Below are 19304 nucleotides of genomic sequence, written 5' to 3'. Positions count from 1 at the left end.
ACACTCATTCTCTAGCGCGTGGTTCACGCGCACAAACTTGCAAAGTCCGAATTGTAGCAGCCCAAGCCGTTCGGCACAGACAGTACTTATAAGGATTAAGATGTTTAACTCTAATACTCTAATGCGTTTGTTTGATTTTTTACATAGTTCACCAATGCCATGGCATGCTGTGAAGCAGATGACCGAGCGTCTCGATGCTGCAGGATTTAAACCCCTCGATGAAGTCGAAGCATGGTCGTTAGTGCCAGGTGGTCGTTACTATACTGTACGTAACGGGTCTTCGCTGATTGCCTTTCAACTTCCCCAATGCACGCTTGAGAGCTTGCGTATGATAGGCGCCCATACTGATAGTCCTGGTTTGCGTCTCAAGCCACGTCCAACGATTACCTCTCGCAGTTGGCTGCAATTAGGTATTGAAGTCTATGGCGGTGCTTTGCTCGCGCCTTGGTTCGATCGTGATCTGGGGCTGGCTGGACGCGTCCATGTGCGTAAAGCTGACGGCACTATCGAAGGTTTGCTGATCAATGTTGATCGCCCCGTTGCCATTATTCCGAGCTTAGCTATTCACCTTGATCGTGAGGTTAACCAAGGCAAGGCGCTTAACGCCCAGACACAAATGGCGCCGATTCTCTGGCAGATGCCTGAACAGATGCAAGCGGAAAGCGAGCATCATGATATCGATACCTTGCTGAAGCGCTGGATAAAGGAGCAGCACAATATTGATCAGATAAGCATTCTCGATTTCGAGCTTGGCTTTTATGACGTGCAACCACCGTCACAGCTCGGCATCGAGGGTGAACTGATCGCCAGCGCGCGCCTCGACAACTTGCTGTCATGCTTCTGTGGGCTTGAGGCGCTACTACAGAGCGATGGAACTCAAGGGGTCCTCTTTGTTGCCAACGATCATGAAGAAGTAGGAAGCGCCAGTGCCAGCGGGGCACACGGTACCATGCTTGCCGATGTTCTTCACCGCCTCAATGATGCCGTAGGCGTTGGTGGTGAAGAGGGGCGCGTCCGGCTTATCCAACGCTCACGAATGATTTCCTGCGATAATGCACATGGCCTGCATCCCAATTTTGCTGACAAGCATGATGCCGCACATGGTCCAAAGCTCAACGCTGGACCGGTCATCAAGGTCAATGCCAACCAGCGTTATGCCACCAACAGTGCTACAGCAGCAATGTTTCGGGATATCTGCCACACACAAGGGGTGCCAGTGCAGACGTTTGTGACCCGGGCTGACATGGGATGTGGCAGTACCATTGGACCGATCACAGCTAGTGAAATTGGTGTTCCCACCATTGATGTTGGTCTGCCGCAGTGGGCAATGCATTCAATACGGGAGACAGCCGGCGCGCATGACCCCGATCATCTGATTCACGTATTGAGCGCTTTCTGTAATCGCGCTGTGCTTGACTGATATTGACGAAGTCATTTGCGGGCTGGCGGATAGTTAAATTCGATTCGTCCGGCCCAACCGAGTCGCAAACGCCTACAAAAAAACCTCACGGCCCAAAGAGCTGTGAGGTTTTTGTAATCTGGTGGCTACGCCCTGATTCGAACAGGGGACCCCATCATTATGAGTGATGTGCTCTAACCAGCTGAGCTACGTAGCCATTCAATGGAGGCGCATGTTACGCCTAAGCCCATTGATCTGTCAAGTATTTTAGAGATTACAGACAAACATCATACGTTGAAGCGGAAGTGCATGACGTCACCATCTTGAACGACATAGCTCTTGCCTTCCAATCGCCATTTGCCCGCTTCCTTGGCACCGTTCTCGCCCTGATAGGCAATGAAATCCTCATAGGAGACCACTTCGGCGCGGATAAATCCCTTCTCGAAATCGGTATGGATGACACCCGCTGCTTGCGGTGCCGTAGCGCCTACCTTGACTGTCCAAGCCCGAACTTCTTTGACGCCTGCGGTGAAGTAGGTCTGTAGGCCGAGCAGGGCATAGCCAGCACGAATTACCCGATCGAGCCCGGGTTCTTCCATACCGAGATCATCAAGAAACATCGCACGCTCTTCGTCCTCAAGCTCGGCGATTTCAGCCTCAAGCTTGTTGCACACAGGTACTACAAGGGCGCCTTCTTCTTCGGCAATCATGCGCACTACGTCAAGGTGCGGGTTGTTCTCAAAGCCATCTTCGTTAACATTGGCAATGTACATCGTTGGCTTGAGGGTCAAAAATCCGTAGCCTCTGACGAGGGCGCGCTCATCATCATCGAGACCAAAGCTGCGCAGCGGCTGGCCTTCGGCCAGGTGGGGCTGGATGCGCTCCAGTAATGCCTTGGTAGCGATCGCTTCCTTGTCACCGCCCTTGGCCACACGCACAAGGCGCTGAATGGCCCGTTCGACGCTATCGAGATCAGCAAGCGCCAGCTCGATATTGATGGTCTCAATGTCACTGCGTGGGTCGACCTGATTGGCAACATGAATGACATTGTCATCGTCGAAGCAGCGCACAACATGCGCGATAGCATCCGTTTCACGAATGTTGGCCAGGAACTGGTTGCCGAGCCCTTCACCTTTTGAAGCGCCTGCCACTAGACCTGCAATATCGACAAACTCCATGGTCGTCGGCAGAACCTTTTGCGGTTGAACAATTTCTGCGAGCCTGTCGAGGCGAGGGTCCGGCATGGGAACGATGCCCGTATTGGGCTCTATGGTGCAGAAAGGGAAATTCTCTGCGTCAATGCCGGATTTGGTCAGTGCATTAAAAAGCGTGGATTTGCCGACGTTGGGCAGGCCAACGATACCGCAGTTAAAACCCATGGGCGCGATCCTGAAGAGACATTACTTAAACGCGAAAGGATACCGTGAGTCATCGGTCGATGACGAGTGTCGATTTGAAATTAACGCGTTTAATGATGAGAAAGGAAACGATAGATTGAGAAGGGAGGCGTGTAAGGCTATTTATCCCTTGAAGCTGTGTAGCCGATTCATGGCGCGAGCCCACTCGCCACTAATTGCATCAGGCAGTGTGGCTAGGCTTTCCTCGATTGCAGCATCAATGGCCTGCCGCTCTGCCTTGCCGGGCGAGCCGAGAACATAGTGAGTGACCAGCTTGGCGTCACCGGGATGATCAATGCCAACACGGAGCCGATGAAATGAATTGGCATTACCCAGCGCGCTGATAATGTCGCGCAGGCCATTGTGACCGCCATGGCCACCGCCTTGCTTGTAACGTGCCTGGCCGGCCGGGATATCGAGCTCGTCATGAGCGATCAGAAACTGCTCGGGTTCGAGCTTGAAGAATTTGGCCAATAAAGAGACTGACTGACCGCTACGATTCATATAGGTAGAAGGCACGAGCAGATGCAGCTCGTGCCCCTTGAAGCGCACCTTGGCGTAATCACCCAGAAACTTGCGTTCGGGACGTAGTGTTTCCAGGCATTCACGTGCCAAGGCTTCTACCAGCCAGGCGCCCGCATTATGCCGGGTATCAGCGTATTGTGCGCCGGGATTTCCCAGGCCAATGATAGCGTGTACCTTGCTCATGCGGACGTCCTGTTATGCAGCAATAAACGAGTGCTGGGTGTTACTGGTCGCCGTTATCGGCTGCAGTCTGACCTTCCGGATCCTGAGCATCGTCATCATCGGATGTCGTACCCTTGGTCGGGTGTGTCACGGCCACGATACCAGCGTCATAATCTTCGCCATGAGTAAGCGCGGTGATGCTGACGCCCTTGGGAAGCACAATATTTGACAGGTGCAAGGTTTCGCCGAGGGCGAGCTTGCTGATATCAACTTCCAGATATTCCGGAAGATCGGCCGGCAGACAGCTGATTTCAACGTCATTGGACAGCACGTGAATGACGCCGCCTCCTTCACGAACACCCACACACTCCTCTTCACCGGTGAAGTGAAGCGGTACAGTCAGAGTGATTTCGTGGGTCGCGTCGACGCGCATGAAGTCAGCATGAGTGACCAGCGGTTTGTACGGGTGACGCTGAAGATCACGAACGACGACCTGTTCGCTCTTGCCATCGACATCAATGGTGATGATGGAAGAGAAGAACGCTTCATCTTCAAGCGACTTGTAGAACGCCGGCTTGTCGATGGCGATCGGTGTAGGCTCCGCGCTGCCGCCATAGATAATGGCCGCGACGCGTTCGTTCGCACGACGCAGGCGGCGGCTCGCACCTTTCCCCAGCTCCGTACGGACTACGGCAGTCAATTTATAATCATGTTTCATAGGATTAAACCTCGTTGATTCAATGTCGAAAACGACACCACCCGCGACCAGGTTGGTGCCGTCTCCATAAAGGCCCACTCAACGAGCGAGGGGCCGCTACCGCGGCGATGTCAGTGGAACATCGCGCTGAAGGATTCTTCGTTGCTGACGCGGCGGATAGCTTCGGCAATAAGACCGGCTACAGATAGTTGGCGAATCTTGCCGCTACGTCGCGCATGCTCGGCAAGCGGGATGGTGTCACCAACCACTAGCTCGTCGAGATTTGAGGCAGCAATGTTGTCGACGGCAGGGCCGGACAAAATGGCATGAGTGGAATAGGCGATCACGCGACGCGCACCGTGGGCCTTTAGCGCTTCAGCGGCTTTGCATAACGTTCCGGCCGTATCGACCATATCGTCGACCAGTATGCAGGTACGATCTTTGATATCGCCGATGATATGCATCACTTGCGCCTGGTTGGCCTGCGGACGACGCTTATCGATAATGGCAAGATCGGCGTTGAGTTGCTTGGCGACAGCTCGGGCACGTACTACGCCACCGACGTCAGGTGAGACTATGACGATATCGTCATAGTTTTGACGTTCAATGTCGTCGAGCAGAATCGGGGAGCCGTAGACGTTATCTACCGGGACATCGAAAAAGCCCTGAATCTGGTCAGCATGCAGGTCCATAGTCATGACGCGATCGACGCCGGCCTTGACCATCATATCCGCCACAACCTTGGCTGAAATGGGGACGCGTGCCGAGCGTACGCGGCGGTCCTGGCGTGCATAGCCGAAATAAGGCATGACGGCAGTGATGCGTGTAGCGGAAGCACGACGCAACGCATCAACCATCAGGATCAATTCCATCAGGTTGTCATTGGTCGGGGCGCAAGTGGATTGTAAAATGAAGACGTCCTTGCCGCGGACGTTTTCGTTGATCTCGACGGCGATTTCCCCATCGCTGAACTGACCGACCGTGGCATGGCCGAGTCGATTATCGAGACACTCGGCTACCTTGCGGGCGAGTTCGGGGTTGGCGTTCCCCGCGAAGACCATCAGTTTAGACACGCGCTTCCACCTTATGGACGCTTGTGGGATATCAAGGCGGTTGAAGTTCAGGAGCGATCGTCGATCCGCTATGGTCGAGATAATTGGCTGGGGTACCAGGATTCGAACCTGGGAATGCCGATACCAAAAACCGGTGCCTTACCACTTGGCTATACCCCAGTAACGATCAGCTCATCATGTTGCTCCGGCATTCCTCCAGAGCGGTATGAAGAGGGGAGGTGTTACATCCGCGAGCGACGAAAGCCTGCCAATCACGATACCGTCCTTCGTTTTTTTCTTCACGAAGGCGGTGCAAAATGCTATCGGCTTGGGCGCGATTCGTCAAGGCGCAGAATACGCATGCACCTGTTCCGGTCAGCATGGCTGAGCCGAATTGATCGAGCCAGTCGAGCGCATCACCGATGGCCGGCTGGAGCATGCGAACTACGCGCTCACAGTCGTTCCGACCCCCTTCAACTGCGCGCGCCATACTAATTGGCGCACTGTTGCGTGTCAATTCGGGATGGCTGAACACTGTCTGTGTGGCAACCCCGATGCCGGGATGAATGACGACAAACCAAGGGGCATCCAGCTGCGCGGGGATCAGTCGCTCACCGATGCTTTCACCCCAGGCTGCAAATCCGCGGATAAAGACCGGTACATCGGCGCCGAGTGAAAGGCCAAGTGTCGCCAGGTAATCATTGCTTAGCCCTAGATTCCAGAGCCGGTCGAGTGCGAGTAGTGTGGTCGCAGCATTGGAGCTGCCACCGCCAAGTCCGCCGCCCATCGGCAGTTGCTTATCGAGCCGGATATCTACACCGCAAGTAACATTGCATGCATTTTGAAGCAGCCGTGCCGCGCGCACGATCAGGTTATGCTCGGTGTCCACTCCCTCTAACGGGGGGGTTAACGTGATCCTGTCGTCTGCCCGCGGTGTAAAGTGCAAGGTATCGCCGTAGTCGAGAAACTGAAAAAGCGTCTGCAACTCGTGATAGCCATCGCTGCGCTGACCAACGATATGCAGCATACGATTGAGCTTTGCCGGTGAGGGTAGGGTCAGCGTCTCGCTCATGATGAAGCCTGATGGGGATGCCATTCATTAACGACCAGAGTGGCGGTCAGGTCGCCATAATTCATCTTCAGGCGACGTGGTAACCACAGCCCGTCCGCGTAACTCCAGTCAAGATAGCGGATTGTCCAGCCGGCCTGGCGTAACTCGGCAGGAAAACCTTCGTTGTCGTAGGTAAATTCACTGTATTCCGAGGGGTCAGCAATGCCGCGTACCCAGTAATCGAGAGAAGAGATGGGTAATGACCAGCCTAACTGTTCTTCCATTAATTGCTCTGGTGTATCAGCAGTAAATGTGCCGTCACCATTGGCTAGCGTTACGTTGTTTATGGTTCCTTCCAGCGTGTTCCTTCCTACGCCAAACGGACCGCTGATCATCATACGATACTGTGTTGGCTGCTGTATCCAGTCGAGGTTGGCGCTACGGCTGTCATGTGGTGTACGCACGCCTACCTTACCGGCGATAGTCCAGGTGTCGAGTGATTTGGTCTGTGCGCTCTGGCTTTTCCAATCACCAATATGGCGTGCAACATCCGGTATAGGTGCTTGGGTGGCACATCCGCTAATAAATAGAAGTAACAAGACGGGTAAAAGAAAACGGACTCTCATGGGGCATTCTCTTGGAAAACAGGGGTGCTGGTGCCACTTCCGTTGACAGGAAAGGGCATCAATTGCGGATGGCGTTTAAGCAGACTATCAAGTGTCGGATGCGTCTCGAAACGATCCAGCGCCTTTAGCACAATCGTTCTGGCGTCATCGGGACGATCCAGGTTGATGAGAAGCTCTGCCAAGTGCGCGGCGACTTCCTCATCAGGCATGGCAGCGTAGGCGCGTTGCAAATAGCCCTCGGCACGTTCGAATTCACCGAGATGAAAGTAAACCCAGCCGAGGCTATCCATGATGGCCGGGCTCTGTGGGTCAAGCTCATGCGCGCGTTTGATCAGTTCAAGTGCTTGTTCATGTCGGTCGGTGCGCTCGGTAAGCGTGTAGCCATAAGCGTTCAGCACTTCCGCGTCATCGGGATTGCGTTCAAGCAATATTTTCATATCTCGCTCCATTGCCTGCAGATCGTCTGCCTGCATGGCGCGCATGGCGCGGGTGAAAATGAGATTACTATTATTCGGGGCCTGGGCGGCAATTTCCTGATCAAGTAGCCGATTGGCCACCCCTGATTGGCCGGCTTGATCAAGCAGCATGAGTTCTATAGCGAGTAGATCCGCGTTGCTTGCTGGATGTCGTTGACGTTGGGTGTCGAGAAAAATACGTGCTTCGTTCAGGCGATCATGCCCGATAAGTAGTTGTGCCGCTCGTGCTCGCGATGCGATGAATTGTTCTCCTTCGCGAACCTGCCGATAATACAATAACGCGCTATCGATATCGTCTTGCTGCTCGGCGATAAGGGCCAGGAGGAAGTAGGCGTCGTCTGGAGCATCAGTGCTATTAGCCACTAATGGCAGCAGTATGCGTCGGGCACTGGTGGCGTGGCCATACTGCAAATACAGCCGAGCAAGTGAAAGCCGCAAAGCCGTATTGTTGGGATGCCGCTTTAACAGTGTATCGAACTGCTTTTCAGCCAGATCGATGTTATCCAATGCTAGATGAGCCTGGGCCATGGCGAGGACGAAGCGGCTGTCATCAGGTGCGAGCGTTTGGCCACGCTGCGCGGCTTTCAGTGCCATGCCAGGCTGATCCCGTTCAAGCTCAAGCTGACTGCGCGCCAGCCACAAAATGGGGAGTTCTGGCCAGCGTTGTTCAACACTGGCAAGGCGTGTCGCCGCGGTATCGAACTGCTGCTCTCGGGTGTCGAGCAGCGCGGCGGCGATGCGCGGTGCGGGACGATCGGAGTGTTGCGCTATATAGCTGTCCAGTTCATTGAGCAGCACGTTGGGTTTGGCGCCTTCATCGACAGCATCTTCGACAAAAGCTTCCAGATCGATGTTCTCACCCAGCGCGTCGACGGCGAGTAACTGACGCAGGGCTTCATCCCAGTCGCCGCGCTTGCCCGCGATTTCGGCCAGAATGCGATGAGGCGCGCCGGCAGTGGCATCGGCTGATTGAGAAGAGAGTTCAGCCCAACGCCGTGCGGCACGCTCGAATAGAGCGGGGTCGCCCGCGTAGCGCGCCGCCAACGTGGCGCGCTGCGCCAAGGCTAGAGAATCATAGCGCTCGCTTTGGGCATAGTAGCCGCGCGCTGCTGCAGCAAAGTCGCCACGCTGCCCGGCAATCTCAGCGCCGAGCAACTGACTCAGACCGCTGGCATCAAGCCCTTGGGTGATAGGTGGGGCCGATGCCAAAGGGTCCTGGCGCGCCGACATAGGCGGCGTTGACTGGCAACCTGCCAGCCACAACGGCCCGCTGGCGATGAAAATCGCCGCTATAGGAAAGAACAATGAGCGTGAAGGCATGCCTTCCCCTTACATATACACAGAAGATCAGAGTACCGGATCAGCGTGCGGGGGCAAAGCGCCACATCACATGGTTATCGGTGCTATGGTAGAATGATTGGATTGACTACGCGAGGACGAGGCCACATCGTCCCATGCAATGACCTGACGAGGCTTTTCTTTGCGCGCTAAGCCATTGGATAGCCTAACGTTTATGAACGTTCTTGATGACACGTTAACATGACGCTTCTTGCCCTGGGCATCAACCATAAAACGGCGGCGCTCGCTGTTCGCGAACGGGTGGCTTTTGCCCCTAATCAGCTCGAACAGGCGTTGTCGGAGCTCAAATCGTTATCAGCGGTCAGTGAGGCAGCGATCCTGTCGACCTGTAACCGGACTGAAATCTACTGCACTGCTGAAGAAAGTGGTGAGCAGGATGTGCTTGACTGGTTAAGCCAGTTTCACCGGCTACCCAGCGAGGACCTTATCCGCTGTGCTTACTACTATCACGGCAACGAGGCTGTACGGCATTTGATGCGTGTCGCATGCGGCCTCGATTCAATGGTGCTGGGCGAACCACAAATTCTGGGACAGCTGAAAAGTGCCTATCAGCAGGCACGACGTTTTCACAGCCTGGACGGTGATCTCGAGCGGCTTTTCCAGCATACATTTGCAACCGCAAAGCAGGTGCGCACTGAAACCGGTATCGGCGATAATCCCGTCTCGGTGGCTTATGCAGCGGTCAACCTGGCTGGACGTATCTTTGGCGATTTGGCGCGCTCGCGAGCATTGCTGATCGGCGCTGGCGAGACAATCGAGTTGGTTGCTCGCCATCTCAAGGAGGCGGGCATCCAGGGCGTTATCGTAGCCAACCGTACCCGAGAACGGGCCCAGACACTGGCGAGTGAAATCGAAGGCGTGGCGATCGGGCTTGAGGAAATTCCTGCCGCTTTGACCTGTGCCGATATTATCATTTCGTCTACGGCGAGTCCGCTGCCCATTCTTGGCAAGGGCATGGTGGAAAGTGCACTCAAGGTGCGCAAGCACCGTCCTTTCTTTATGGTTGATATCGCCGTGCCACGTGATATCGAATCGCAGGTCGGTGAGCTTGATGACGTTTTTCTCTATACAGTGGATGATCTTCATGAAGTAATCGAAGAGAATCGCCGTTCGCGGGAAGCTGCTGCGGCCCAGGCCGAAGAAATGATCGTCGCCGGCGTCAGCGCCTGGCAACATGAGCAACGCATTCGCGGCGCCGGCGATCTGATCAAGCGCCATCGCCAGCAGGCTGAGGCGCTGCGCCGTGCGGCTGAAACTCAGGCATTATCACAGCTTGCCCAGGGGCAGGACCCCGAAGAGGTAATTCGCAAGCTGACCCATCAGCTCACCAACAAGCTGCTGCACGGCACCACCGCACGGCTGCGCGCTGCGTCCGGGGCCCAGCGTCAGGATATTATTCAGGCGGCCGAAGAATTGCTGCTTGGCGAAAAGGTCGGGAAGCAGGAAGTGGCCGTACAGGAACAGGATATTTAATGAAAGCCTCTTTGCGTCAGCGACTCGATAGTTTTCAGGAGCGCTTCGAGGAGCTAGCAGCGCTCCTTGCCGAGCCCGAAGTCATTACCGATCAGATGCGGTTTCGTGATTATTCCCGGGAATATTCGGACCTTGAAGCGCTAGTGCAGGCCTGGGCGCGCTATCGTGAAGTCGAAGGTGATCGCGACGATGCCGAGCAGATGCGCAGCGACGCTGATGCCGATATGCGTGACATGGCTGAAGAAGAGTTCTACGCGGCCAGTGAGCGCCTCGAAACGCTTGAAGAGGAACTGAAAAAACTGTTGGTGCCCAAAGACCCCGACGACGAGCGCAGTGTCTTTCTGGAAGTGCGTGCCGGGACCGGCGGGGACGAGGCGGCACTGTTTGCCGGCGATCTGTTTCGGATGTATTCACGTTATGCCGAAACTCAGGGTTGGCGGGTCGAAACCATTAGTGCCAGCCATGGTGAGCATGGGGGATACAAGGAAATTATCGCACGGGTTTCCGGACAGGGCGTCTATGGTCGTCTCAAATTTGAATCCGGCGCTCACCGTGTACAGCGCGTACCAGCCACCGAGTCTCAAGGACGCATCCATACCTCGGCGTGCACGGTAGCCATTATGCCGGAGGCCGACGCCGTCGGTGAAATCGACATCAACGCCAGTGACTTGCGCGTCGATACCTTTCGTTCCAGCGGCGCGGGCGGTCAGCACGTCAATACCACCGATTCGGCGATTCGCATTACCCACCTGCCGACCGGCACGGTGGTCGAGTGTCAGGACGAACGTAGCCAGCACAAGAATCGTGCCAAGGCGATGGCGCTGCTAGCTGCACGTCTCAAACAGGCCGCCGAAAGCGAGCACCGCCAACAGCAAGCCGATGCGCGTAAATCTCTGGTCGGCTCGGGCGATCGCAGCGAGCGTATTCGTACCTATAACTTCCCACAGGGACGAGTAACGGATCACCGTATTAACTTGACGCTCTACAAGCTCAACGAAATTGTTGCTGGCAGCCTGGACGAAGTGATCGATCCTCTTGTGCATGAGTATCAGGCTGAACAGCTCGCTGCGCTGCAAACCGCCTAAGCGGGGCAATAAGCAATGCGCATCGATCAATTACTTGTTACGGCTACGCAGCGCCTGGTACCGTTCAGCGATACGCCACGTCTTGATGCTGAGCTTCTGCTCGCTTACTTGCTAGAGCGTGAGCGGGTATGGCTCTACACCTGGGGCGATCGGGAAGTGGAGCCCGGTACAGAGGCACGTTTTCATGACCTGCTCGCGGCCCGTGAGCAGGGCCAGCCCATCGCTTACCTGATTGGCCAGCGCGAATTCTGGGGGTTGATGCTCTCTACTTCGAAGGCCACATTGATCCCACGTCCTGATACGGAATTGCTCGTCGAAGAGGCACTCAAGCGTGCTCAAGCTGCGCGGGGCAGACTACTTGATCTGGGCACAGGAACCGGGGCGATAGCCTTGGCACTGGCTAGTGAGCGGCCGCAATGGTCCGTATTCGGTGTGGATATCATTGAGGCAGCCGTCCAACTGGCGCGCACTAACGCAACGCGTCTTGGCATGAGCAACGTTCATTTCATGCGAAGCGATTGGTTCTCAGCGTTTGGAGAGAACGAGCGCTTCGATATTATTGTATCCAATCCTCCCTATCTGGCCGACAGCGATCCCCATCTTGAGCGTGGTGATGTACGTTTTGAGCCGCGTTCAGCCCTGATCGCAGCGCAGGATGGCCTTGCTGATCTATATCATCTGGCGCGTAGCGCACAGGATTATCTTGAACCGGGCGGCTGGCTGCTGGTCGAGCATGGCATGGCGCAAGGTGAAGCGGTGCAGGCTGTGTTCAGAGCGTCAGGCTTCATTGACGTTGAGACGTGCCATGATCTCGGCGGTCGGCCTCGTGTGACACTGGGGCACGTTGCGCACGGTTAACGAAGCAGGGCCTGCATGGTGGGAGGAATACTATCTGTGTTAATAATAAACGCTGAAGGGCATAACAACACTGATATTCACTGTCATCGATAATCCGATGGGCGGCGCGGAATAAGCGATAATGAAAACTAAATCCCGAACGCTAGACAAGATTGACCTTAATATCTTGCGTTGTCTGCAGGACAACGCGCGAATTTCTTATGTGGACCTGGCATCCAACGTGGGGCTTTCGACCACACCATGTCTTGAGCGCGTTAAGCGGCTTGAACGCGCTGGCATTATTCGTGGCTATAAGGCGATGCTTAACCCCGATGCGCTGAAGGCCAAGCTTTTGGTATTCGTTGAGGTAAGTCTCGAAACCCAGTCACCGGCCGTGTTTGACGAGTTTCGTCGCGCCGTAGCCAAGCTGCCGCAGATTCAGGAGTGTCATCTGGTGTCGGGGCAGTTCGATTATATCCTCAAGTGCCGGATTCCCGAGATGTCGGCTTATCGCCAGCTTCTGGGCGACGTGGTCCTGACGCTGCCCGGCGTGAAGGAATCAAAAAGTTACGTGGTCATGGAAGAGGTCAAGGAAGAGTTTTCGCTTTATGTGCCTGACATCGATGAGCTGGACGACAAATTGTGATGTCCAAGCCGATGATTGTCAGGCGATGTGATCACTGCAACAAGGCGAGTCGAATGTTCCAATGGCGATGAACGATCAGACGCTCTTGCGCTATAGCCGTCAGATAATGCTACCGGAAGTAGATATCGAAGGGCAGGAGCGGTTGCTCGCGGCGCATGCTTTGGTAATCGGCGTGGGCGGGCTTGGCTCACCGGTAGCGCTCTATCTTGCTGCGGCAGGAATCGGGCGATTGACGCTTGCCGATGACGATGATGTCGAGCTTTCCAATCTGCAGCGTCAGATTGCTCACGGTGAAGCCGACCTTGGCACCGGCAAGGCCGAGTCCGGCGCGCGGCGTATTGCAGAGATTAATCAGCACTGTACGGTTGAAGTGATACCTGAGCGCCTTGAAGGCGGGGTGCTTGAGCGCGCTATCGCCGAAGCTGACGTCGTGCTCGACTGTACCGACCGTTTCTCCAGCCGTTTCGCCATCAACCGTGCTTGCGTGGCAGCGGGTACGCCGCTGGTTTCCGGTGCTGCTATCCGTTTTTCCGGTCAGCTTGCGGTGTTCGATCTGCGCCGTGACGATTCACCTTGCTATGCTTGCCTCTATGGTGAAGATGCCTCTGATGAAGCGTTGAGTTGCGCTGAAAGCGGTGTGATTGCACCGCTGGTCGGCGTGATCGGTACGTTTCAGGCATTGGAAGCCGTCAAGATACTCAGCGCTGCAGGTACGCCCCACCAAGGCTTATCGACCTTCGATGCTTTGAACGGGCAATGGCGTAATTTCGGGCTCCGCAAGGACCCCGCCTGTTCGGTCTGTAGTAGCTCGTAAATATCGAAAGACCGTGCATAAATAGCAGCGAGGCCGCATATTGCGGCCTCGCTGCTGTGGATGAGTTCAGTGCCGACAGACCTGCTATCCGCGACGTTATCAAACGCGTTAATAATATGTCGATAGCAATACCTGACAGAATTGTGCCTTGCGCTGTCTCCGCCTATAGACTTTTGTAAGGGGCGGTATTAACAATGGTGTTGAATCGTATCGGCGCTGATAGGCGCATAACGTTTCAAAGATCGCGGCTGTATCGCGGTGTGTTGGCACCTCTACTCATTTAGCGTGTTATGCCTGAAACGACTTCTTATTATCGCGACTCGGTCGCCGTCACGCTGACGCCCACGCAGCCTCTCACCGGTGCTCGGCGTTTTGATGTCTGTATCGTGGGTGGTGGTGTTAGTGGTTGTTCGGCTGCCCTGCATCTGGCCGAGCAGGGGTATCGTGTGGCGCTACTTGAATCATATGAGATCGGATTTGGTGCGTCGGGACGTAGCGGCGGTCAAATTCTACCCGGGCTTGGGACCGAGCTTGACGTGATCGAGCATGCGCTGGGCTTGCAGGCTGCCCGCGAAGTATGGGAAATGAGCCGTGAAGCGGTACGCCTGACAGCCGAATTGGTCGAGCGTCACGCTATTCCCTGCGATCTGAAATGGGGCTACATTCATGCCGCGGTCAAGCCACGTCATGTCAAGGCCTACCGCCATTGGCAGGACGCCATGGCGCAGCGCTATGGCTATCAAGGTTTGGAGTGGCTTGAACCAGACGCGTTTCGCCAGCGCGTCGTGAGTGACGGCTATCTGGGCGGTTTGGCGGACGCCGAGGGCGGTCATCTCCATCCTCTCAATTATACGCTCGGTCTGGCGCAGGCGGCGCAGCGTAGGGGTGTGGAAATATTTGAGCACTCACAAGTAACCGATATCGAACGTGCGCGTCCGGCGCGGATAACCACTGCACAAGGGCAGATAGAGGCAGAATTCGTTTTTGTTGCAGGTAATGCCTATCTGGGTGGGCTCATCCCTGAATTACAGACCAAGATCATGCCCGTGGCTAACTACATCATTGCCACCGAGCCGCTGAGTCACGAACAGGTCAGCCAGTTGCTACCTCAGGATGACGCTGTATCGGACGCTAACTTCGTGCTTGATTACTATCGTCTTTCCGGGGATCGTCGGCTGCTTTACGGGGGGCAGGTCAGTTACACCGGACGTGAGCCCCGCGGGCTGCGGCGGCGTATGGAACTCAAGATGGCTCAGCTCTTTCCAGTACTTGATAGGGTCAATATTGCCTATCGCTGGGGAGGGAAGGTAGCAATTACACGCAATCGTGCACCGCATTTTGGGCGTATCGGCAATAACATTTACTATGTGCAAGGATATTCAGGGCATGGCATGGCATTGGCCGGACTAGCGGGAAAGTTGGTGGCCGAAAGCATCATGGGACAAGCTGAACGCTTTGATATGTTTGCACGTATGCGTCATCTCGATTTTCCTGGCGGTACACGCTTTCGTACACCGCTATTGGTATTGGCTACATCGTTTTATCGCTTGCGTGATCGGTTATAAGCACCGCTGTACGGCTAACGATGATTCAGGTAAGGCAATTAACAAGACGAACATAGTGACGTCATTTTTTTACTCGCAGGCATGCGATTTCAAAGAGGCTGAAACATGAGCCAGGCGCCACATGGCACGCCCGAGACGATGAATAGTGATCACCCGAGACGTGGTGAGGCAGGGCAGGAAAACGCCAGTGCACCACGGCAGGCGTCCTCGATCTCGATCTTCGGGCTCAAGAAGTACTTCGATGGCGGTGTTGTAGCGCTCGACGGTCTCGATCTCGATATCCGCGAGGGCGAGTTCTTTACCTTGCTGGGCCCCTCCGGCTGCGGTAAAACCACACTGCTGCGCATGCTTGCCGGGCTGGATACGCCTGATGATGGCCAGATCAGTATTGGTGGGATGGATGTGACCGACACGCCGCCGCATCTGCGCAGCGTCAACACCGTATTTCAATCCTATGCGCTGTTTCCTCATTTATCGGTACGCGACAATATCGCCTTTGGTCTGAAGATGCGCGGCGTCAATAGCGCTGAACGCCAGCGTCGCGTAAGCGAGATCGCCGAGTTCATCAAGCTCGGCGCGCTGATTGATCGCCGTGTCGATCAGCTCTCCGGTGGTCAACGTCAACGTATCGCATTGGCTCGGGCGCTGGTATGTGAGCCGGATGTGCTGTTGCTTGATGAGCCGCTGTCCGCACTCGATGCCGGACTGCGCGAGCAGCTTCAGATCGAGCTGCAGCGCACCCAGAAGCGCCTCGGCATGACGTTCGTATTCGTCACCCATGATCAGGAGGAGGCGATGGTGATGTCCGATCGCATCGCTGTGCTCAATGATGGTCGCATTCAGCAGATTGGTACGCCCCAGGAAGTGTATGAACGCCCGGCCAACAGCTTCGTCGCGCGGTTCATGGGCCATGACAATCTGTTCGAGATTTCTGCACGCGACGGTCAGCGCCTCACCACGTCGCTGGGCGAACTCAATAGCGATGATGTCAACGAGGGCAGTCTGGCGCTGATCCGGCCCGAGACGATTGAGCTGAGTGCGCCTGGTACGCCGAGCCCCCATGCGCCAATCAATCTCAATCGCGTAGAGGGACGCATCACGGAGCGCTTCTACCGGGGCAGCAACGTCGAGTATCGCCTCGATTGTGGCACCACTGAGCTGATGGCAGAGGTCAGTAACAGCGGCCAGCGCCTCTTCAAAGTGGGCGATCTCGTCAAGGTCGAGATCTACCCGGAAGACATCGTGATATTGAAGGATGCGCCTTGAACACTCGCTCTTCTGCAAGCATCGATGCCACGCTGCGCGCCCGAAGCCGTCGGCTCATGTGGCGGGATACGCGTCACCTGCTGGTTGCGGTAATGCCGGGGGCGGCATGGATATTGATCTTTCTGGTGCTGCCGAGCCTTTATCTAATCTCGGTGGCGTTCATGACCAACGGTCCCTACGGCCAGCCGTCGCTACCGCTGTCGCTTGAGTCTTTTCGTAATCTGGCAGGCTTCGGCTTTTTGGGCTGGAGCCCGGGCAATCTTTATACATTGCTGCGCTCGTTGTGGCAGACCGCGCTATCGCTGGTGCTGGTGGTACTGGTCTCTTATCCGATTGCCTATTACATCACCACCTGCCGCAAAAAGTGGCGCCCGATTATGCTGCTGCTGGTGGTAGTGCCGTCATGGACCAATCAGGTCATCCGCGCCTTCGGCTGGATGAATCTATTGGCACCGGGCACACCGCTGTCCAATGCCGCTGAAGCGCTAGGATTAATCGCTCCTAACCTGGGACTGTTTCCGTCGAACTTCGCCGTGACGCTGGGGCTGGTCTATAACTTCCTGCCGTTTATGGTGTTGCCGCTATATGCTGCTTTCGAAAAGCTCAATCATGGCCTGATAGAGGCGGCTCGTGATCTCTACGCCTCGCCGGTCAGGGCCTTTTTCGTAGCGGTATTGCCGCAGACGCTGCCCGGCCTGCTGGCCGGCTCCGTGCTGGTGGCGATTCCAGCGTTTGGCATGTACGTGATACCCGAGCTACTTGGCGGCGGGCGGGCGATGATGTTGGGTAATCTGGTCGCCACCCAGTTCGCTGCAGGTTCCAACTGGCCGCTAGGCGCGGCGGGCTCGATGTTAATGCTGCTGGCAACGTTCATAGGATTGTTCGTGCTGCGCCGTATGGGACGCAAGCTTGGCGGTGGCGACGAGGTGGTAATATGAGAAAGAAGAGCGCTTTCCAGCGCGGCCTGAGCGCCTTCTGGTGGCTGACGTTACTGTTTCTCTACGCGCCACTCGTCATAGTGATGCTGTTTTCATTTAATTCATCCAATAGCGCGGCGCGATTTACCGGCTTCTCGCTGCGCTGGTATGAGCGCTTGCTCGGCAATGAGCTGATTATCGATGCGATTGGCCATACGCTACTGCTGGCGGTGGTCTCGTCGGTCATCGCGGTGATTCTCGGTACATTAATCGGCTACGGCATGTACCGCCACCGTGGGCGTAAGCTGGGCTGGCTGATCGTGCTGATCTACCTGCCGATCGTGATGCCGGACATTGTCTTTGGCATCTCGAACATGGCGTTCTTTGTCGAACTCAACCGCTTGACGGGGTTGCTGAGCCCGGGGCTCGGGACGATGATCATTGCCCATGTCACCTTCGAGATACCCTTCGTGGCGTTGATCGTCTACTCGCGTTTTGTTGGCCTCGACGCGACGCTGTTCGACGCCGCCAAGGATCTCTATGCCAGTCCGCTACAACGGGCGGTGCATTTCATCATTCCGACACTCAAACCGGCGCTGCTATCGGCCTTTTTCCTGTCGTTCACGTTGTCGGTGGATGATTTCGTGATCAGCTTTTTCACTGCCGGGCCTGAAAGTGCCACGCTGCCGATCTATATCTGGGGTGCGATTCGGCGCGGCATCTCGCCTGAGATCAACGCTATCGCCACGTTGATGATCGGTGCTGTCGCGTTGGCTGCGGTGCTGAGTCTTTTATTCAACAGGGAGCGTCGTCATTTGTGACGGCAGACAATAACCAGTCAGCAACAACAAGTAAGGGATCGAGGGAAACCATCATGTCGAAAATACGTATTCGTCTTGTCGCCGGGCTCTTGAGTGCGCTTGCCGCTGGCAGTGCTCACGCCGCATCGGAAAAGCTTTATCTGTTCAACTGGACCGACTACATGGACCCGGAGATTATTTCCGCGTTCGAGAAGAAATATGACGTCGAGGTGGTGCAAAACTATTATGGCTCGCTGGGAGAGATGTTCGCCAAGCTTCAGGCGGGCGGGACATCCCAGTATGACGTGGTCGTGCCGTCCAATTATTTCATTCCACGCATGATCGAAGCCGGGCTGCTGCAGCCGCTCGACAAGAGCAAGCTGTCGAATCTCGGCAACGTGATGGCAAAGTTCGCCAACCCCGATTACGATCCTGACGCCAAGTACACGGTGCCTTATCAATGGGGCACTACCGGGTTGGTCTACAATACCGAGACCTTCCCCGACGCGCCGAAGAGCTGGTCGCTGCTATTTGACGAGCAAAAAAACCAGGGGCAGCCGTTCTCGATGCTTAATGACGGCCAGGTGATGTTCGGTGCCGCCTGCGCCTTTCAGGGCAAGGACTATGCCTGCACCGGCAAGGACAACTGGGTCGATGCCGCCAAGCTGATGCTGGCAACCAAGCACCGCACCAATTTCAGTGGCTTCACCGATTCAACCGCCGTGCTACAGCAGGTTTCGCGCGGCATCGTCCAGCTTGGCGTGACCTATAACGGCGATTACATGCAGTACAAGCTCGACGATCCCGAGGGCTACAAGAACGTCAAGTTCGTGATTCCCGATGAAGGGTCAGAAATCTGGGTGGATGCGATGGCCATTCCGGCCAAAGCGCCCCATCCTGATCTCGCCTACAAGTTCATCGATTTCATTCTCGATGCGCAGGTCGGCGCTCAGCTGACCAACTACACCTATTATTCCACGCCTAACGAGGCGGCCGTGCCTAATCTCGACGAGGCGCTCAAGCAGCCGCCGGCGCAGCCGAGTCCTGAAGATATGGCACGGTTGAAGTTCACACCCAGTCTATCTGGGCAACAATTGCAGATGTTCCAGCAGATGTGGAACGAAGTACAGTCACGCTGATGGGTCGCCGGCGCGCGG

The 19304-nt window shown here is 55.7% G+C and carries 18 protein-coding genes and 2 tRNA genes; 11 read left to right on the top strand and 9 right to left on the bottom strand.

What is annotated here, in order from left to right; genetic code table 11:
* The first annotated feature begins 100 nt into the window (after positions 1-100).
* A complete protein-coding gene (locus C3Z11_RS13425) occupies positions 101-1420 on the top strand; it encodes a M18 family aminopeptidase (RefSeq protein WP_106478451.1) in 1320 nt (439 codons plus the stop codon).
* Positions 1421-1539: 119 nt separating this feature from the next.
* On the opposite strand, the gene C3Z11_RS13420 is transcribed toward C3Z11_RS13425, so the two are convergent.
* The 9 genes from C3Z11_RS13420 to C3Z11_RS13380 all read right to left on the bottom strand — a co-directional run bounded on the left by C3Z11_RS13420 (position 1540) and on the right by C3Z11_RS13380 (position 8705).
* Positions 1540-1616, bottom strand: a tRNA-Met gene (locus C3Z11_RS13420).
* Between the two features lie 70 nt (positions 1617-1686).
* Entirely contained in the window at positions 1687-2778 is a 1092-nt protein-coding gene (gene ychF, locus C3Z11_RS13415; protein WP_106478450.1) for a redox-regulated ATPase YchF, read from the bottom strand.
* Positions 2779-2919: 141 nt separating this feature from the next.
* The gene (gene pth, locus C3Z11_RS13410) at positions 2920-3504 is read right to left on the bottom strand and encodes an aminoacyl-tRNA hydrolase (protein ID WP_106478449.1); all 585 of its coding nucleotides are present in this window, start codon (positions 3502-3504) and stop codon (positions 2920-2922) included.
* A gap of 40 nt (positions 3505-3544) precedes the next feature.
* Entirely contained in the window at positions 3545-4201 is a 657-nt protein-coding gene (locus tag C3Z11_RS13405) for a 50S ribosomal protein L25/general stress protein Ctc (RefSeq protein ID WP_106478448.1), read from the bottom strand.
* A gap of 110 nt (positions 4202-4311) precedes the next feature.
* Entirely contained in the window at positions 4312-5253 is a 942-nt protein-coding gene (locus C3Z11_RS13400; protein ID WP_262927394.1) for a ribose-phosphate pyrophosphokinase, read from the bottom strand.
* An 84-nt stretch (positions 5254-5337) separates the two neighbouring features.
* A tRNA-Gln gene (locus tag C3Z11_RS13395) sits at positions 5338-5412 on the bottom strand.
* A gap of 7 nt (positions 5413-5419) precedes the next feature.
* Positions 5420-6304, bottom strand: coding sequence for a 4-(cytidine 5'-diphospho)-2-C-methyl-D-erythritol kinase (gene ispE / locus C3Z11_RS13390; protein ID WP_106478447.1), 885 nt, complete (start codon positions 6302-6304; stop codon positions 5420-5422).
* Positions 6301-6909: a lipoprotein insertase outer membrane protein LolB gene (lolB, locus tag C3Z11_RS13385; protein ID WP_106478446.1), complete on the bottom strand. Its 609-nt coding sequence runs from the start codon at positions 6907-6909 to the stop codon at positions 6301-6303. Before lolB ends, ispE begins: the two co-directional genes overlap by 4 nt.
* A complete protein-coding gene (locus C3Z11_RS13380; RefSeq protein WP_106478445.1) occupies positions 6906-8705 on the bottom strand; it encodes a tetratricopeptide repeat protein in 1800 nt (599 codons plus the stop codon). The genes lolB and C3Z11_RS13380 overlap by 4 nt, the downstream gene beginning before the upstream one ends.
* 219 nt (positions 8706-8924) lie before the next feature.
* Here C3Z11_RS13380 and hemA point away from each other — a divergent pair, with 219 nt between their 5' ends.
* From hemA to C3Z11_RS13330, 10 genes are all read left to right on the top strand, one after another.
* Positions 8925-10217: a glutamyl-tRNA reductase gene (gene hemA, locus C3Z11_RS13375; RefSeq protein ID WP_106478444.1), complete on the top strand. Its 1293-nt coding sequence runs from the start codon at positions 8925-8927 to the stop codon at positions 10215-10217.
* Positions 10217-11302, top strand: coding sequence for a peptide chain release factor 1 (prfA, locus tag C3Z11_RS13370; protein ID WP_106478443.1), 1086 nt, complete (start codon positions 10217-10219; stop codon positions 11300-11302). Before hemA ends, prfA begins: the two co-directional genes overlap by 1 nt.
* A gap of 15 nt (positions 11303-11317) precedes the next feature.
* Positions 11318-12160, top strand: a complete 843-nt coding sequence (gene prmC / locus C3Z11_RS13365) for a peptide chain release factor N(5)-glutamine methyltransferase (RefSeq protein ID WP_106478442.1) — start codon at positions 11318-11320, stop codon at positions 12158-12160.
* 121 nt (positions 12161-12281) lie between these two features.
* A complete protein-coding gene (locus tag C3Z11_RS13360; protein ID WP_106478441.1) occupies positions 12282-12785 on the top strand; it encodes an Lrp/AsnC ligand binding domain-containing protein in 504 nt (167 codons plus the stop codon).
* A gap of 67 nt (positions 12786-12852) precedes the next feature.
* Positions 12853-13599: a HesA/MoeB/ThiF family protein gene (locus C3Z11_RS13355; RefSeq protein ID WP_106478545.1), complete on the top strand. Its 747-nt coding sequence runs from the start codon at positions 12853-12855 to the stop codon at positions 13597-13599.
* 290 nt (positions 13600-13889) lie between these two features.
* Positions 13890-15164, top strand: a complete 1275-nt coding sequence (locus tag C3Z11_RS13350; protein WP_106478440.1) for an NAD(P)/FAD-dependent oxidoreductase — start codon at positions 13890-13892, stop codon at positions 15162-15164.
* Between the two features lie 105 nt (positions 15165-15269).
* On the top strand, positions 15270-16430 hold the full coding sequence (locus tag C3Z11_RS13345) for an ABC transporter ATP-binding protein (RefSeq protein ID WP_262927393.1): 1161 nt from the start codon (positions 15270-15272) through the stop codon (positions 16428-16430).
* Positions 16427-17368 (top strand): ABC transporter permease, encoded by a 942-nt coding sequence (locus C3Z11_RS13340; protein ID WP_262927392.1) that lies wholly within the window; start codon positions 16427-16429, stop codon positions 17366-17368. The genes C3Z11_RS13345 and C3Z11_RS13340 overlap by 4 nt, the downstream gene beginning before the upstream one ends.
* Positions 17365-18168: an ABC transporter permease gene (locus tag C3Z11_RS13335; protein ID WP_106478439.1), complete on the top strand. Its 804-nt coding sequence runs from the start codon at positions 17365-17367 to the stop codon at positions 18166-18168. The genes C3Z11_RS13340 and C3Z11_RS13335 overlap by 4 nt, the downstream gene beginning before the upstream one ends.
* 53 nt (positions 18169-18221) lie before the next feature.
* The gene (locus C3Z11_RS13330) at positions 18222-19286 is read left to right on the top strand and encodes an ABC transporter substrate-binding protein (protein WP_106478438.1); all 1065 of its coding nucleotides are present in this window, start codon (positions 18222-18224) and stop codon (positions 19284-19286) included.
* The last annotated feature ends 18 nt before the right edge of the window (positions 19287-19304 follow it).

Origin of the sequence: Phytohalomonas tamaricis (assembly GCF_003012345.1) — a bacterium.
In the GTDB taxonomy this organism is placed as follows: Bacteria; Pseudomonadota; Gammaproteobacteria; order Pseudomonadales; family Halomonadaceae; genus Phytohalomonas; species Phytohalomonas tamaricis.
This window is presented reverse-complemented; position numbering and strand designations above follow the sequence as displayed.

Bases quoted from the DNA above. Each gene is read 5' to 3' on its own strand.
- C3Z11_RS13425 (WP_106478451.1), top strand. From the start codon at position 101: ATGTTTAACTCTAATACTCTAATGCGTTTGTTTGATTTTTTACATAGT.
- C3Z11_RS13330 (WP_106478438.1), top strand. From the start codon at position 18,222: ATGTCGAAAATACGTATTCGTCTTGTCGCCGGGCTCTTGAGTGCGCTT.
- ychF (WP_106478450.1), bottom strand. From the start codon at position 2,778: ATGGGTTTTAACTGCGGTATCGTTGGCCTGCCCAACGTCGGCAAATCC.
- C3Z11_RS13345 (WP_262927393.1), top strand. From the start codon at position 15,270: ATGAGCCAGGCGCCACATGGCACGCCCGAGACGATGAATAGTGATCAC.
- ispE (WP_106478447.1), bottom strand. From the start codon at position 6,304: ATGAGCGAGACGCTGACCCTACCCTCACCGGCAAAGCTCAATCGTATG.
- C3Z11_RS13335 (WP_106478439.1), top strand. From the start codon at position 17,365: ATGAGAAAGAAGAGCGCTTTCCAGCGCGGCCTGAGCGCCTTCTGGTGG.
- prmC (WP_106478442.1), top strand. From the start codon at position 11,318: ATGCGCATCGATCAATTACTTGTTACGGCTACGCAGCGCCTGGTACCG.
- C3Z11_RS13350 (WP_106478440.1), top strand. From the start codon at position 13,890: ATGCCTGAAACGACTTCTTATTATCGCGACTCGGTCGCCGTCACGCTG.
- pth (WP_106478449.1), bottom strand. From the start codon at position 3,504: ATGAGCAAGGTACACGCTATCATTGGCCTGGGAAATCCCGGCGCACAA.
- C3Z11_RS13360 (WP_106478441.1), top strand. From the start codon at position 12,282: ATGAAAACTAAATCCCGAACGCTAGACAAGATTGACCTTAATATCTTG.
- C3Z11_RS13405 (WP_106478448.1), bottom strand. From the start codon at position 4,201: ATGAAACATGATTATAAATTGACTGCCGTAGTCCGTACGGAGCTGGGG.
- C3Z11_RS13380 (WP_106478445.1), bottom strand. From the start codon at position 8,705: ATGCCTTCACGCTCATTGTTCTTTCCTATAGCGGCGATTTTCATCGCC.
- C3Z11_RS13355 (WP_106478545.1), top strand. From the start codon at position 12,853: ATGAACGATCAGACGCTCTTGCGCTATAGCCGTCAGATAATGCTACCG.
- prfA (WP_106478443.1), top strand. From the start codon at position 10,217: ATGAAAGCCTCTTTGCGTCAGCGACTCGATAGTTTTCAGGAGCGCTTC.
- hemA (WP_106478444.1), top strand. From the start codon at position 8,925: ATGACGCTTCTTGCCCTGGGCATCAACCATAAAACGGCGGCGCTCGCT.
- lolB (WP_106478446.1), bottom strand. From the start codon at position 6,909: ATGAGAGTCCGTTTTCTTTTACCCGTCTTGTTACTTCTATTTATTAGC.